Raw genomic sequence first — 14,419 nt, 5'->3', positions numbered from 1 at the left:
CTTTCGGACGAGGCGGCGCGTCAGTGCCCGGCCCAGTCAATGGCGGTTTGAAGAATTCGCGTCAGCGTGGCGCGGATCGGAGCGGCGAACGCGGCGTCGTAGGGCACCGGCCAATTGTCCGGCGTGCCCTTCCCCTCGGGCTCGCGCATATAGCCTCGATTGGAGAGTTCCATCTGCAGCGCGTGCACGCCCTGTAGCGGCTGGCCAAAATGGCGCGTTATCCACCCACCCTTGAAGCGTCCGTTGACGACAAAAGTCTCGCCGGTTTCGGCCATGATCTGGTTGACCATCGCCTGCAACGTCGGATCGGCGCTCTTGCCGTCATTCGTGCCGAGATTGAACACCGGCAGCGTGCCTTCGAACAGGCGTGGCAGCACCGAGCGGATCGAATGGCAGTCATAGAGGACAATCTTGCCATGCAAGGTGCGCAACCTGTCGATCTCGGCCTGCAAGGCGGCGTGATAGGGTGCAAAGAACTTCTGCCGACGCTCGTCGATCTCCGACGGCCCCGGCTCTTCGCCGTCGCGGTAGAGCGGGTCGCCGTCGAAGGTTTCGGTCGGGCACAGGCCGGTGGTTGCCTGGCCGGGATAGAGCGAGGCGCCGGATGGATCGCGGTTGACGTCGATGACGGTGCGCGAGATCGCGGTGTGCACGACAGTGGCGCCGAGATCGGCGGCGAAATCATAGAGATTGTCGATCCACCAGTCGCAATCACGACGGCCGAGCCAAGGCGAGGCCAGCCGGTTTTCGAGGCCGGCGAGGTCGATACCGGTGTGCGGGATCGACACCAGCAGCGGCGCCGTGCCGCGTGTGACCGTGAGCCAAGGGGTGGCCGTCATCACGCCGCTCCGGCAATCGAGGGCAGTGCCACCGCGCTCGCGGCTTTCACAACCGCACCGCTGCGCACCATGGCGATCGCCTTTTCCATGTCGGGGTGGAAGTGCCGGTCGTTATCGAGATGCGGCACCTCGGCGCGAACCAGCTTGCGCACGGCTTCCAGTGCTGCGCTCGACGCCAGCGGCTGATGGAAATCACAGCCTTGCGCGGCGGCCAGCAACTCGATGCCGATCACCGCGGTTGCATTCTCGACCATGCCGATCAGGCGGCGTGAGCCATGCGCGGCCATCGAGACGTGGTCTTCCTGGTTGGCCGAGGTCGGGATGGAATCGACGCTGGCCGGATAGGCCTTCTGCTTGTTTTCCGAAACAAGCGCGGCCGCCGTAACCTGCGGGATCATGAAGCCGGAGTTCAGACCGGGCTTGGGCGTCAGGAAAGCGGGCATGCCTGACAGCGCGGGATCGACCAGCATGGCGATGCGGCGTTCCGATAGCGAGCCGATCTCGCAGACGGCCAGCGCGATCATGTCGGCGGCGAACGCCACCGGCTCGGCGTGGAAATTGCCGCCGGACAGAGCAGTATCGTCTTCTGCGAAGATCAGCGGATTGTCGGTGACGCCATTGGCCTCGGTTTCGAGCGTATCGGCGGCCTTGCGCAGCACATCGAGCGCCGCGCCCATCACTTGCGGCTGGCAACGCAGGCAATAGGGATCCTGCACACGCTCGTCGCCGACCCGGTGCGACTCGCGGATGGCGCTGCCGGCCATCAAATCGCGCAGCGCGTCCGCGGTCTCGATCTGGCCACGGTGCTTTCTCAACAGATGAATGCGCGGGTCGAACGGCGCGTCGGAACCCTTTGCCGCGTCGGTCGAAAGCGCGCCGGCGACAAGCGCCGACTGGTAGAGCACCTCGGCATCGAACAAAGCGGCCAGTGCATAGGCCGTCGAAAACTGCGTGCCGTTGAGCAGCGCAAGGCCCTCCTTGGCACCCAATGTCACGGGCTCCAGCCCGTGCGAGACGAAGGCAACCTTGGCCGGGAAACGGCCATGCGGAGTAAAGCATTCGCCGACGCCGATCATCACCGCCGTCATATGCGACAGCGGGGCAAGGTCGCCGGAGGCGCCGACCGAACCTTGCGCCGGCACGACCGGGATGACGTCGTTGGCCAGCATCGCTTCAAGCAGCTCGATGGTCTGCGAGCGCACGCCGGAGGCGCCCTGCGCGAGGCTCGCAAGTTTCAGCGCCATCATCAGCCGGGCAACGGCAACGGGCATCGGCTCGCCCACGCCCGCGGCATGCGAAAGCACGATGTTGCGCTGCAGCGTCTCGAGATCGTCGGCGGGGATGCGCACGCTGGCCAGCTTGCCGAAACCAGTGTTGATGCCATAGACCGGCTCACCCTTGGCAACGATGCGCGCGACAGCTTCGACACTCGCCTTGATTTTCGGACGGCAGGCATCGTCCAGTTTCGGCACGGCGCCACGGTATATGGCGCGCCAGTCGGCCAGCGTCGCATTGCCGGGCTTCAGGGTCAGTTCGGTCATTGTCCTCTCCAGATGCGGGCATGCAGCGGGTTGAAGCCCATGCGGTAGACGAGTTCGGCGGGGCGCTCGATGTCCCAGATCGCCAAATCGGCGGATTTGCCTGATACCAGCGTGCCGGTCTCGCCGAGCAGCCCCAGCGCACGCGCGGCTTCGCGGGTGACGCCGGCAAGACATTCGTCGACCTTCATGCCAAACAGGGTGGCCGCCATGTTCATGGTCAGAAGCAGCGAGGTCAGCGGCGATGTGCCGGGATTGTTGTCGGTGGCAACAGCCATTCTGACGCCATGCTGGCGAAACAGGCCGATCGGTGGCTTCTTGGTCTCGCGGATGAAGTAGTAGGCGCCGGGCAGGATCGTCGCCACGGTCCCCGCCTTGGCCATTGCCACCGCGCCTGCCTCGTCGGTATATTCGAGATGGTCGGCCGACAACGCGCCATAGCGGGCGGCAAGTTCAGCGCCATGCAGATTGGACAGCTGGTCGGCGTGGAGTTTGACGGGCAAGCCAGCCGCCTGGGCGACATCGAAAACGCGCGCCATCTGCTCCGGCGAAAAGGCGATGCCTTCACAGAACCCATCGACGGCATCGGCCAAGCCTTCCTCGACGACGCCGGGAAGGATCGTTTTGGCAACGAGATCGATGAAGGCATCCTTGTCGCCCTTGGCTTCCGGCGGCAGCGCGTGGGCGCCAAGGAAGGTCGTGCGAACCGTCACCCGGCGTTCATTGCCCAGCTGTCGCGCGGCGCGCAGTGACTTCTTCTCGTTTTCGAGATCGAGGCCATAGCCCGACTTTACTTCCACTGTGGTTACGCCCTCGGCAATCAGCGCATCGAGGCGCGGCAGCGTCTGGGCAACCAGGTCGCCCTCGCTGGCAGCACGCAAGGATTTGACCGACGAGACGATGCCGCCGCCGGCCCTGGCGACTTCCTCATAAGTGGCGCCGGCCAGCCGCATCTCGAATTCGTTGGCGCGGTTGCCAGCGTGGATCAGATGGGTGTGACAGTCGATCAGGCCGGGCGTAATCCAGCGGCCCTCGCAATTGATGATCTCGCCTTGGGCAAAGGCCGAGGGCATCTCGGATTGCGGACCGGCATAGATAATGCGGCCGTCGCGCGCGGCGAGCGCACCATGCTCGACGATACCCAATCCGGCAGAATTTTCAGCCATGGTCGCCAGACGCGCATTGCGCCACAGGCGAAGCCCCCCTGCGTGGTTTTTGCTGCTCTCTACGGCCATCATCTTTTCCGTTTCAATCGGTGGCGATTATGTATATACATATTGAAACGCACTGCAAGTGCCATCATCACATACGAGACCGGAAAGCGGAGAGAAAAGTGACCGATATCTTTGCGGAACAGGCGCTTCTTCCTAACGGCTGGCACAACAATGTGCGGATCACTTTTGCCAATGGGCGCATTACGGCCGTGGAGCCTGAAGCCGCCGCCTTGCCCGGTGATGAACGCCATTCCATTCTGCTGCCAGGCATGCCCAACCTGCACAGCCACGCCTTCCAGCGCGGCATGGCCGGCCTTGCCGAGTTGCGAGGCCCCTCCGCCGACAGTTTCTGGAGCTGGCGCGAGGTGATGTACCGCTTCGCGCTGTCGATGACTCCCGACCAAGTCGAGGCGGTGGCGGCGCAGCTCTATGTCGAAATGCTGGAGGCCGGTTTTTCCCGCGTCGGCGAATTTCATTATCTGCACCATGATCGGGATGGACAACCCTATGCCAACCCAGCCGAGATGGCCGAGCGCATCGCTGCCGCGGCTGGCGAAACGGGTATCGGCCTGACGCTGCTGCCGGTGTTTTACGCCCACTCCTCTTTCGGCGGCGCAGCTCCGAATGAGGGCCAGCGCCGATTCATCAACGATGTGAATCAGTTCGCCCGGCTTGTGGAGAAAAGCCGTGAATCGGTTCGCGCGCTGAATCAAGCTGTCGTCGGCGTCGCGCCGCACAGTCTGCGCGCCGCAACGCCTGAAGAGCTGATCGAAGTCACCGCCATGGCGCCAAACGGACCGATCCACATCCACATCGCCGAACAGGTCAGGGAAGTCGAGGACTGCCTTGCCTGGTCCGGCGCGCGTCCGGTCGAATTTCTGCTTGGGGCTGCCGCTGTCGACCAGCGTTGGTGCCTGATTCACGCCACCCATATGACGGATGCCGAGACCATCGGCATGGCGAAGACCGGCGCCATTGCCGGCCTTTGCCCGATCACGGAGGCCAATCTCGGCGACGGCACCTTTGCCGCGCCATTGTTCAGGGAGCATGGCGGCCGCTTCGGCATCGGCTCCGATTCCAATGTGCTGATCGGCCTGCCCGACGAATTGCGCCAGCTCGAATATTCGCAGCGCCTCGCGCGCCGCGCCCGCAATGTGCTTGCGGTAGCCGGCGGCTCAACAGGCCGCGCCCTGTTCGACGCAGCGCTTGACGGCGGTGGCGTCGCCCTTGGTGCCGGCGCCTCGCAAATCGCGACTGGGGCATCCGCCGATCTCGTCTCGCTCGACGTCGGTAATCCCTCGCTGGCTGGCAAGACCGGCGACGCGATCCTCGATGCCTGGATCTTTGCCAATGGCAGCAAGGTCGATTGCGTCTGGGTGCATGGCAAGAAACAGGTCAGCGCTGGCAGACACGCCAAGCGCGGGGCTATCGCCGCACGGTTTCGCAGCGTGATGACTGCGCTTTCCGAGGGTTAACGCAGATGAGCATGGCTGAACGGACGGACATAGACGACAGCGAGACCGTCTCGCTGCATCAGCGCATCCTGTCCGATATCCGCGAAAAGATCCTGTCCGGCACCTGGGCGCCCGGCCACCGTATCCCATTCGAACATGAGCTGACCGCCGAATACAAATGCTCACGCATGACGGTGAACAAGGCTCTGTCGCAGTTGGCCAAGGCAGGTCTGATTGAACGCCGCCGCCGGTCGGGCAGTTTTGTCCGCCAGCCGCAATCGCAGGCAGCGGTGCTGGAGCTTCACGACATCAGGATCGAGGTCGAGGCGCTCGGCCTGCCCTATCGCTACGAACGGCTGGAACGCCTGAGGCGGCGCAGCAACGTGGAGGACAGGGCGTTGCTCGGATTGTCCGCCGCGGGTTCGGTGCTGGCGGTCGAAGGCCTTCATTTTGCCGGCGAACGGCCATTCGCACTCGAGCAACGTCTGATCAATCTTTCGGCGGTCGCGGAAGCCGGGGACGAAGAGTTTCTGGAAATCGCGGCGGGTCCATGGCTGATCGGCCGCGTGCCGTGGAGCGAGGCCGAACATCGGATACGCGCCGTGGCCGCCGATGAGACTATCGCCGACGTGCTCGATATCGATCCTGGCGCGCCTTGCCTGGTCGTGGAGCGCCGCACCTGGAGCGCGGAGCACCCGGTTACACACGTGCGCTTCATCTATCCGGCGGAAAGCCACACGCTGGTGGCAAGGTTCACGCCGTCGCAGGGGTAAGCCGATCTCCCGCTTGGGGAAGATCGGCACCTACAGCCGCTTTACAGCGCAGCCGTAATAATAATCTCGACCAGATATTCGGGGCCGGCGAGCTTCGCCTCGCCGGTGGCGCGAGCGGGTGTGTGGCCCTGCGGCACCCATTTGTCCCATTCGGAATTCATCTCGGCGAAGGTGCCCATGTCGGCCAGCCAGATGATCGCCTGGACGATCTTGGTCTTGTCGGTGCCGGCCTTGGCCAGCAATTCGTCGATGGTCGCGAGGATGTCGCGGGTCTGCGCGGCGACGTTGCCGCCGGGCTCGCCGACCTGGCCGGCCAGATAGACGGTGTTGCCGTGTATGACGATCTGGCTCATGCGCGGGCCAACATCGATGCGACGAATGCTCATTGCGAGGTTCCTTCGTTTGAGGGTTGCGCTTGTTTAGAGTCGGCGTGGGCTTCGGGCAAGGCCGCCGGCGCCAAATCTCCTTGGACCAGCGCGGAAGAAACTCACGGCAAGTTGAGCCGCCGGGTCGCAAATCCACCGGATTGGCCTGTTGACTAATGTAATAACATCACATATCCAACGGCCACTATCGCGGCCAGGCTCGACTTCCCAACGGAACGATATGACCCAGACCTGCCTAACCTTCCGTGACCTGACGCTGGGCTACAACAGTCATCCCGCGATCCATCACCTCGATGGCACGATCCGCAAGGGTTCGCTGACGGCCGTGGTCGGGGCCAACGGCTCCGGAAAATCGACGCTGATGAAGGGTATTGTCGGCGTGCTGAAGCCAATGGCCGGCGAGGTCATCCGCGCGTCGGGCGTGCGGGCAGCTTATCTGCCGCAGCAGTCGGAACTCGATCGCTCCTTTCCCGCCCGCGTCGTCGATCTGGTCTCGCTTGGCCTGTGGCCGAAGCGCGGCATGCTCGGCCGCTATACCAGGGAAGATCGCGAAGCCGTCAGCCAAGCATTGATGGCCGTCGGCCTCGGCGGCTTCGAGAAGCGGCCGATCGACACGCTGTCGGGCGGCCAGCTGCAGCGCACGCTGTTTGCCCGCGTGCTGTTGCAGGATGCCGACCTGATCCTGCTCGACGAGCCCTTCAACGCGGTCGACGCCAAGACGGTCGGTGACCTCATTGCCCTGATCAAGCGCTGGCATGGCGAAGAGCGCACCATCATGGTGGTGGTCCATGATCTGGACCTGGTGCGCCAGAATTTTCCCGAAACACTGCTGCTTGCCCGCCAGCCGGTTGCCTGGGGCGATACCCGGGAGACGCTGAAGCCTGAGAACCTGCTGCGCGCGCGCCGCTTCCACGAAGCCTGGGAAGAGAACGCCCCCTGGTGCGAGCCTGACGAGCACGCTCATGGCCATGATCATGATCATCATGGCCACGATCACGACCATCACCATGGCGCCGGACCGAGGGCCGCCTGATGGACGCGCTCTACAGTCTCTTCATTGCTCCCTTCGCCGATTTCGGCTTCATGCAGCGGGCGCTGTTCGGCTCGCTAATGCTGTCGCTCGGCGCCTGCCCCATCGGCGTCTTCCTGATGCTGCGGCGCATGAGCCTGTCGGGTGACGCCATGGCGCATGCCATCCTGCCAGGGGCGGCCGCCGGCTTCCTGTTCTATGGCCTTGAAATCCTGCCTATGACCATTGGCGGCCTGATCGCCGGCGTCATCGTCGCGCTCGGCGCTGGCGCTGTCTCGCGCTTCACCATCCAACGCGAGGACGCCTCGATGGCCGCCCTCTATCTGATTTCGCTCGCCATCGGCGTGCTGATGGTGTCGATCCGCGGCTCCAGCGTCGATCTCATGCATGTGCTGTTCGGCACGGTGCTGGCGCTCAACAACGAGGCATTGATGCTGATTGCCGGCATCGTCGCGGTGACGTTGGCCAGCCTGGCCATCTTCTGGCGGGCGCTGGTCGCCGAATGCCTCGACCCGCTGTTCCTGCGTTCGGTCAGCCGCATGGGCAGCCCGGTGCATTTCATCTTCCTCGGCCTCGTCGTGCTTAATCTCGTCGGCGGCTTCCAGGCGCTCGGCACTTTGCTATCCGTCGGATTGATGATGCTGCCGGCGGCAGCCGCGCGATTCTGGACCGCACGCGTCGAGCCGATGTGCGTGCTGGCGGTGCTGATCGGCTTTGCCTCCTGCATTGCCGGATTGCTCTTGTCCTATCATGCGTCGTTGCCGTCCGGCCCGGCCATCATCCTGTCGGCCGGTGTCGTCTATTTCGCCTCGATCCTGTTTGGCACGCGCGGCATCCTGCGCGGTCGCATCATCCATCACCGTCACAGAACGGCCTGATCCGCCTCACCCTCTAGAAGGAACCCCGCTTATGCTGAAAACGATCCGTGCCGGCCTGACGTTGAGCGTTATAACATTAACTGCCTTTGGCGCATCATCGGCCTTCGCGGCGCCGCTGAAGGTGGTCGCCAGCTTTACGGTCATTGCCGACTTTGCCAAAAACGTCGGCGGCGACCGCGTCGCGATCACCACGATTGTCGGGCCGGATGGCGACGCCCATGTCTATGAGCCAAGCCCTGCCGACGCGGTCGCCATGGCGAAGGCCGACATCGTGCTGGTCAACGGCCTGCATTTCGAAGGTTTCCTGCAGCGGCTGGTCGATGCCAGCGCCACCAAGGCCTCGATCGTCACGCTGACCAAGGGAGTGACGCCGATCGACTTCAAGCCTGAATTCGCCGAAGCCGACGCGGCCGAAGGCGCCGGCACCGGCGGCGGCAAGACGGTCACCGACCCGCACGCCTTCCAGTCGATCGCCAATGCCAGGATCTATGTGAAGAACATCGCCGAAGCTTTCTGTGCGGCCGACAGCGACGGCTGCGTCAGCTACCAGACCAATGCCGCCGCCTACACCAAGAAGCTCGACGCGCTGGAAGGCGAAGTGAAGGCGGCGATCCAGTCGATCCCCGAGGCAAAGCGCGTCGTCATCACCTCGCATGACGCCTTCGGCTATTTCGAGCACGAATACGGCCTGACTTTCCTCGCCCCGCAAGGTATCTCGACCGATTCCGAGCCGTCGGCCGCCGATGTCGCCAAGTTGGTCGAGCAGGTCAAGCAGGACAAGGCCGCGGCCATCTTCGTCGAGAACATCACCAACACTCGCCTGATCGAGCAGATTGCCAGCGAGACCGGCATCAAGGTCGGCGGCACGCTTTACTCGGACGCGCTGTCGCAGCCCGACGGCCCTGGCTCGACCTATATCGACATGATGCACAACAACATCCGCCAGATCAAAGGCGCCATTCTCGGCAGCTGAGTTTGATCTGCGGCCAGCCGGGCCGTATCGGCCCGGTTGGATTTTCTGGCGCGCAATATCTATTTGGCAGAGAATTCCTTCGATGCGGATTGCCGCCCCCCTCCCGGAGTGGCAAGACTGCCGTCAAAGAGATCGCGAGGATACGAGCCATGGAATACCGCCAGATCAGCGAAGACTATTCGGTCTCGGGCCAGATCCAGCCCGAGGACGTTGCCGCCATCAAGGAAGCCGGCTTCAAGAGCGTGATCTGCAACCGGCCTGATGATGAGCAGCCGGGACAGCCTTCGGCGGACACGCTCAAGGCCGCGGTCGAGGCCGCTGGCCTCGCCTTTCGCTACATTCCGGTGATCAGCGGCCAGATCACGCGAGAGAATGTCGACGACCAGGCCGAGGCGCTCGATGAGCTCGACGGCCCGGTGTTCGCCTATTGCCGCTCCGGAGCCCGCTGTACCAATCTGTACGGGCTGATCCAGCAGTCGAAGGGTTAAATCGGCAGCGCGCCGATCTCCTTCAGCGTCTCCAGCACGATCGCCGTCTTCACATGCTGCACGGATTCGTGCGGCAGGAGCACGCCGTTGACGAATTCCGACAGTGATTTGAGGTCTGGCGTTACCACCTTCAGGATGTAATCCATCTCGCCAGTCAGCGCATGAGCCTCCTGCACCTCGGGCAGCCGTGCCACCAATTCGCTAAAGCGGCGCGCATTGTCGCGATTGTGGGTGGCCAGTGTCACCGAGATGACGTTGACCAGCGAGAAACCGAGCTTGTCGCGGTCGAGCACCGCTCGATAGCCCTTGATGTAGCCGTCCTCCTCCAACCGCTGGCGTCGGCGCGAGCATTGCGAGGCAGAGAGGTTCACCCGCTCGGAGAGATCGTTGTTGGTGAGCCGCGCGTCGCCTTGTAAAAGCGCCATTATCTTGCGGTCGAACTGATCAATGCGCGCGTCATCCATGGCTCTGGCCTTCATCATGCACGATTCGCGCATGAGATCACCATTTCAAGCGTTTGAATGCAAGCACCGTGCGCCGGCTCCGCGCTATTATGGTTTCAGACGGTCTTTTCAGGCCGAGCAGCTTCCGGAGGATATCATGGGTCCTTTCCCGCACGACGCCCCGCCCGCCACGATCAGCAAAGACAACCCCGCCGGCACCGACGGTTTCGAGTTCGTCGAATTCGCGCATGCGGAGCCGCAGAAGCTGGCCGAGCTGTTCGCCCGCATGGGTTATGTGGCGGTAGCCAGGCATCGCACCAAGGACATCACCGTCTGGCGCCAGGGCGACATCAACTATGTCATCAATGCCGAGCCCGGCTCGCATGCGATGAAATTCGTCGACAAGCACGGCCCCTGTGCAGCCTCGATGGCCTGGCGGGTGGTTGATGCCAAGCATGCTTTCGAGCATGCCGTCTCGAAGGGCGCCACGCCTTACGAAGGCGACGACAAGGCGCTCGACGTGCCTGCTATCGTCGGCATCGGCGGCTCGCTGCTCTATTTCATCGACCGCTATGGCAAGAAGGGCTCGGCCTACGACGCCGAATTCGAGTGGCTGGGCGAACGCGACCCCAAGCCGCAAGGCGTCGGCTTCTATTTCCTCGACCACCTGACCCACAACGTCTATCGCGGCCAGATGGACAAATGGTGGGATTTCTACCGCAATCTGTTCGGTTTCAAGCAGATCCATTTCTTCGACATCGACGGCAAGATCACGGGCCTAGTCAGCCGGGCGATCACCTCGCCCTGCGGCAAGATCCGCATTCCGCTCAACGAGTCCAAGGATGAAACCAGCCAGATCGCCGAATATCTGAAGAAGTACAATGGCGAAGGCATCCAGCACATCGCGGTGGGAACCGACGAGATCTACGCCGCCACCGACAAGCTCGCGGAGAACGGGCTGAAATTCATGCCCGGCCCGCCCGAGACCTACTATGACATGTCGTATGACCGCGTGAACGGCCATGACGAGCCGATCGAGCGGATGAAGAAGCATGGCATCCTGATCGACGGCGAAGGTGTGGTCGACGGCGGCATGACCAAGATTCTTTTGCAGATCTTTTCGAAGACCGTGATCGGGCCGATCTTCTTCGAGTTCATCCAGCGCAAGGGCGACGAAGGCTTTGGCGAGGGCAATTTCCGCGCGCTGTTCGAATCGATCGAGCAGGACCAGATCAAGCGCGGTGTGATCAAGGTTCAGGCGGCAGAGTAATTTCTCCGGCTCCGCTTGCGGCTCGACTAATTATGACCTAAATTTTGGTCATAAGAGGTCGAGCCCATGAATGTTTCCATTGCAGAAGCCAAGGCAAAACTGTCGGAACTGATCAGCCGTGCGCAAGCTGGCGAAGAGATCGTGCTTACACGTCACGGCAAGATCGCGGCTCGGCTGGTGCCACCCCTCGGCGAAAATCTCCTGCCCCGTATTGGCGCCTTAAAGGGCAAGATTTGGATAGCGGACGATTTTGACGAACTCGGTCCGGAATGGGACGAATACGTCAAATGACTGCCGGCTCCTTTCTTGCCGATACGCAAATTATCCTTTGGTCTATTAAGGACGACCCTCGACTCAGCGAGGAGCACCGGGCTGTCCTTGCATCGGACGCGACCGTTTACGCCAGCGCGGCAAGCGTTTGGGAAATCGCGATCAAGCGATCGATCGGCAAACTCGACGTTCCGGACGACCTGCCGGCGTTACTCCCGAGAATGCAATTCCAGCCGCTGACCATCACGTTTCAGCATGCGCATGTTGTCGGCCGTCTTCCCCGCCACCATGGCGATCCGTTCGACCGGCTGCTGATCGCCCAAGCGCAGGTCGAGAATCTCACCATCCTGACAGCGGACAAGCAATTTGCTCTCTATGACGTCGCGCTGGCATGACGTTCATAATCCCAGCCGTTCGACCTCCGCTGTTCTCAACTTAACGTCATAATCGAGCAGGAACTCGTCGAGCTGCGGCGGCGCTACGGAGGTACCCGCGAGCATGGCATGCACCTGGCCCCGATGGTGGATGTCGTGCAGGAAGACGTGCGCCAGGATATCGCCGGTCTTTTCCGGGATCATGCCGTCCTCGCGCCGGTCGGTGACGACGCTGCGATCGAGATCGGCCTTCGACAGGCCATCGCAGAAGGCGATCAGCCGCCGGTCGGCCGCAAGCTGAGCCAGGTAAAGCTCGGGCGCGGCATCGAAAGGCACGAAGTCATCGTAGGCAGCCGCACCGAGGCCGCCGTCTTCGAGAAAATCGAGATAGAGATGATCGACCGCGAGGACATGGTTGAGCGTTGCCTTGATCGACGGGAAAAAGTTGGTGCGCTCGGCCTCGAATTCACCGGGCTTCAGCGCAAGCACGGCGCGATAGAGCCGGTCGTTCGACCAGAGATTGTTCTTCGCCATGCGACGCAGATGATCCAGCAGGTCCATCACTCAAACCTCTCATTGTGCCTACCGCTGGTATTTCTCGACCTTCTGCTCGATGGCGCCGAAGATCGAATGCCCTGATCTGTCCTTCATCTCGATGCGCACGGTGTCGCCGAAGCGCAGGAAAGGTGTCTTGGGCTCGCCTGACACAATGGTCTCGATCATGCGCAGTTCGGCGATGCAGGAATAACCGGCTCCGCCCGCAGAGACCGGCTTGCCCGGGCCGCCGTCGAGTTTGTTGGACACCGTACCCGAGCCGATGATGGTGCCTGACACCAGCGGCCTTGTGCGGGCGGCGTGAGCAATCAGGGCCGGAAAATCGAAGGTCATGTCGACACCGGCATCGGCGCGGCCGAACGGCTTGCCGTTGATGTCGGCAAGCAGCGGCAGATTGACCTTGCCGCCGTCCCAGGCATCGCCCAGCTCATCCGGCGTCACCGCGACCGGAGAGAAGGCGGAGGACGGTTTCGACTGGAAGAAGCCGAATCCCTTGGCCAGTTCCGGCCCGGTCAGCGCGCGCAGCGTGACATCGTTGACCAGCGTGATCAGGCGGATCGCGGCGCGCGCCTCATCGTGGCTGGCGCCCATCGGCACATCGTCGACGATGACGGCGATCTCGGCTTCCATGTCGATGCCGAAGGCCTCGTCCGCTAGACGGATCGGATCGCGCGGGGCCACGAAGGAATCCGAGCCACCCTGGTAGATCAGCGGGTCGGTCCAGAAGCTTGCCGGCATCTCGACGCCGCGCGCCTTCCGCACCAGTTCGACATGGTTCACATAGGCCGAGCCGTCGGCCCATTGATAGGCGCGCGGCAGCGGTGAATGCGCGTCATGCTCGTGAAAACGAGCCGCCGGCATCGCATTGTTCTCCAGCGATTCCGCTATGGTCGCGAGATGCGGCGAGATCCTGCGCCAGTCGTCGAGTGCGGCCTGCAGCGTGCGCGCCAGGAACGAGGCGTCCGTGTATTGCGTCAGGTCGCGCGAAACGACGACGAGTTTTCCGTCGCGTGTTCCGTCCTTCAGCGTGGCAAGCTTCATGCGGTTCCCTCTCCTGATGCGGCCTTGGCGCCGCTTAACTCCACAACAAGGCCGTCGCGAGCGATCGTCAAGTCGCCAGCCCATGTTTTCCTGACAGCGGCTATCCAGTCGACCTCGCCGATCTCGGTATCGTCGGCTGGAATGAGGTGATTGAGCACCAATCTCTTCACGCCGGCATCGCGGGCGATACGGCCTGCCTCCTCGGCAAAGCTGTGACTGGCGAGCAGATGTTCCCTGAGCCGCGCGCCATTGCCGGTTCTGGCAACCAGCCGCTCGATGCCTTCTTCCAGCATGGCTTCATGGACGAGGATAGCAGCGCCATCGGCAAAATCGGCCAGCGGCGGAAAGAAGGCAGTATCGGCCGAGAACACCACGCTGCTTCCGCCATGCTCGAAGCGCAGGGCAAAGCAATCGGTCACAGGCGGATGGTCGACGCGCAGCGCCGTCACCTTCAGTCCGCGCTGCTCGACCACATGCCCTTGGCCGAATTCGTCGATACAAACCAACTCGCGAATATCGGGGCGGCCCTCGTCGGCGATGCGGATCTCGATGTCGAATTCCATCGCCTGACAAAAGCGCCGCCAGTAGTGGCCAAGCCCAGGCGGGCCGAACACGGTGACCGGCGTCGCCAATCCGGCCGCCCAGGCGGTGTGGATCAGCGGCCCGAGTTCCAGCACATGGTCGGAATGCAGATGCGTGATGAAGATCAGGTCGAGCGCCTTCAGGCTGACACCGGCATCGACCAGACCGCGCGTCACGCCGAGCCCGCAATCGACGACGATGGCTCGCCCACCGATCTCGAGCAGCGACGAACTCGGCCAAGGCCCGCCCGGCCGCAGTGCCGGACCGCCTTTCGACCCGAGCAGCACCAACCGGTCTGGCATTGGCTTGCC

Annotated in this window: 17 protein-coding genes; 9 read left to right on the top strand and 8 right to left on the bottom strand. The window is 62.8% G+C overall.

Annotated features, from left to right (window positions below):
- Positions 1–20: 20 nt before the first annotated feature.
- From hutG to hutI, 3 genes are read right to left on the bottom strand one after another with little or no spacing between them, the layout of a single operon-like run.
- Positions 21–839 carry an N-formylglutamate deformylase gene (gene hutG, locus FJW04_RS26700; protein ID WP_140717696.1) on the bottom strand — a complete coding sequence of 273 codons (819 nt, stop codon included), beginning with the start codon at positions 837–839 and terminating at the stop codon, positions 21–23.
- Positions 839–2,380 carry a histidine ammonia-lyase gene (gene hutH, locus FJW04_RS26695; RefSeq protein ID WP_140717694.1) on the bottom strand — a complete coding sequence of 514 codons (1,542 nt, stop codon included), beginning with the start codon at positions 2,378–2,380 and terminating at the stop codon, positions 839–841. Before hutH ends, hutG begins: the two co-directional genes overlap by 1 nt.
- Complete coding sequence (gene hutI / locus FJW04_RS26690; protein ID WP_140717691.1) at positions 2,377–3,612, bottom strand: imidazolonepropionase; 1,236 nt, start codon at positions 3,610–3,612, stop codon at positions 2,377–2,379. Before hutI ends, hutH begins: the two co-directional genes overlap by 4 nt.
- Before the next feature lie 98 nt (positions 3,613–3,710).
- Between hutI and FJW04_RS26685 the strand changes: the two genes are divergently transcribed.
- Both FJW04_RS26685 and hutC read left to right on the top strand, forming a co-directional pair.
- Positions 3,711–5,066, top strand: a complete 1,356-nt coding sequence (locus tag FJW04_RS26685; RefSeq protein WP_140717689.1) for a formimidoylglutamate deiminase — start codon at positions 3,711–3,713, stop codon at positions 5,064–5,066.
- A gap of 11 nt (positions 5,067–5,077) precedes the next feature.
- Complete coding sequence (hutC, locus tag FJW04_RS26680; protein ID WP_085986622.1) at positions 5,078–5,818, top strand: histidine utilization repressor; 741 nt, start codon at positions 5,078–5,080, stop codon at positions 5,816–5,818.
- A 41-nt stretch (positions 5,819–5,859) separates the two neighbouring features.
- Here the strand turns inward: hutC and FJW04_RS26675 are convergent, their stop codons facing one another.
- Positions 5,860–6,204 carry a RidA family protein gene (locus FJW04_RS26675; protein WP_023773346.1) on the bottom strand — a complete coding sequence of 115 codons (345 nt, stop codon included), beginning with the start codon at positions 6,202–6,204 and terminating at the stop codon, positions 5,860–5,862.
- 220 nt (positions 6,205–6,424) lie between these two features.
- Here FJW04_RS26675 and aztA point away from each other — a divergent pair, with 220 nt between their 5' ends.
- The 4 genes from aztA to FJW04_RS26655 all read left to right on the top strand — a co-directional run bounded on the left by aztA (position 6,425) and on the right by FJW04_RS26655 (position 9,573).
- On the top strand, positions 6,425–7,237 hold the full coding sequence (aztA, locus tag FJW04_RS26670; protein ID WP_015318313.1) for a zinc ABC transporter ATP-binding protein AztA: 813 nt from the start codon (positions 6,425–6,427) through the stop codon (positions 7,235–7,237).
- Positions 7,237–8,112, top strand: coding sequence for a zinc ABC transporter permease AztB (gene aztB / locus FJW04_RS26665; RefSeq protein ID WP_140717687.1), 876 nt, complete (start codon positions 7,237–7,239; stop codon positions 8,110–8,112). The genes aztA and aztB overlap by 1 nt, the downstream gene beginning before the upstream one ends.
- A 31-nt stretch (positions 8,113–8,143) precedes the next feature.
- On the top strand, positions 8,144–9,085 hold the full coding sequence (gene aztC / locus FJW04_RS26660; protein ID WP_140717685.1) for a zinc ABC transporter substrate-binding protein AztC: 942 nt from the start codon (positions 8,144–8,146) through the stop codon (positions 9,083–9,085).
- Positions 9,086–9,234: 149 nt separating this feature from the next.
- A complete protein-coding gene (locus FJW04_RS26655; protein ID WP_015318316.1) occupies positions 9,235–9,573 on the top strand; it encodes a TIGR01244 family sulfur transferase in 339 nt (112 codons plus the stop codon).
- Here the strand turns inward: FJW04_RS26655 and FJW04_RS26650 are convergent.
- The gene (locus FJW04_RS26650; RefSeq protein ID WP_140717731.1) at positions 9,570–10,037 is read right to left on the bottom strand and encodes an Lrp/AsnC family transcriptional regulator; all 468 of its coding nucleotides are present in this window, start codon (positions 10,035–10,037) and stop codon (positions 9,570–9,572) included. The genes FJW04_RS26655 and FJW04_RS26650 overlap by 4 nt on opposite strands.
- A gap of 136 nt (positions 10,038–10,173) precedes the next feature.
- On the opposite strand from FJW04_RS26650, the gene hppD reads away from it, so the two are divergent.
- The 3 genes from hppD (at position 10,174) to FJW04_RS26635 (ending at position 11,951) form a co-directional block, all read left to right on the top strand.
- Positions 10,174–11,286, top strand: a complete 1,113-nt coding sequence (hppD, locus tag FJW04_RS26645) for a 4-hydroxyphenylpyruvate dioxygenase (RefSeq protein WP_140717683.1) — start codon at positions 10,174–10,176, stop codon at positions 11,284–11,286.
- Between the two features lie 66 nt (positions 11,287–11,352).
- Positions 11,353–11,577: a type II toxin-antitoxin system prevent-host-death family antitoxin gene (locus FJW04_RS26640; protein ID WP_015318319.1), complete on the top strand. Its 225-nt coding sequence runs from the start codon at positions 11,353–11,355 to the stop codon at positions 11,575–11,577.
- Positions 11,574–11,951 (top strand): type II toxin-antitoxin system VapC family toxin, encoded by a 378-nt coding sequence (locus FJW04_RS26635; RefSeq protein ID WP_015318320.1) that lies wholly within the window; start codon positions 11,574–11,576, stop codon positions 11,949–11,951. The genes FJW04_RS26640 and FJW04_RS26635 overlap by 4 nt, the downstream gene beginning before the upstream one ends.
- Before the next feature lie 3 nt (positions 11,952–11,954).
- Here FJW04_RS26635 and FJW04_RS26630 read toward each other — a convergent pair whose 3' ends face one another.
- Genes FJW04_RS26630 through FJW04_RS26620 form a run of 3 tightly spaced genes read right to left on the bottom strand, consistent with a single transcriptional unit; the run spans position 11,955 to position 14,410 of the window.
- Positions 11,955–12,491, bottom strand: coding sequence for a DinB family protein (locus FJW04_RS26630; protein WP_140662076.1), 537 nt, complete (start codon positions 12,489–12,491; stop codon positions 11,955–11,957).
- Positions 12,492–12,512: 21 nt separating this feature from the next.
- Positions 12,513–13,526, bottom strand: coding sequence for a fumarylacetoacetate hydrolase family protein (locus FJW04_RS26625; protein WP_140717681.1), 1,014 nt, complete (start codon positions 13,524–13,526; stop codon positions 12,513–12,515).
- Positions 13,523–14,410 (bottom strand): MBL fold metallo-hydrolase, encoded by an 888-nt coding sequence (locus FJW04_RS26620; protein WP_181173063.1) that lies wholly within the window; start codon positions 14,408–14,410, stop codon positions 13,523–13,525. Before FJW04_RS26620 ends, FJW04_RS26625 begins: the two co-directional genes overlap by 4 nt.
- Positions 14,411–14,419 lie beyond the last annotated feature (9 nt).

The sequence above is a fragment of the Mesorhizobium sp. B2-7-3 genome (genome assembly GCF_006440715.1).
In the GTDB taxonomy this organism is placed as follows: Bacteria; Pseudomonadota; Alphaproteobacteria; order Rhizobiales; family Rhizobiaceae; genus Mesorhizobium; species Mesorhizobium australicum.
The sequence above is the reverse complement of the archived record's forward strand: the minus strand, read 5'-3'. Positions and strand labels throughout refer to the sequence as shown.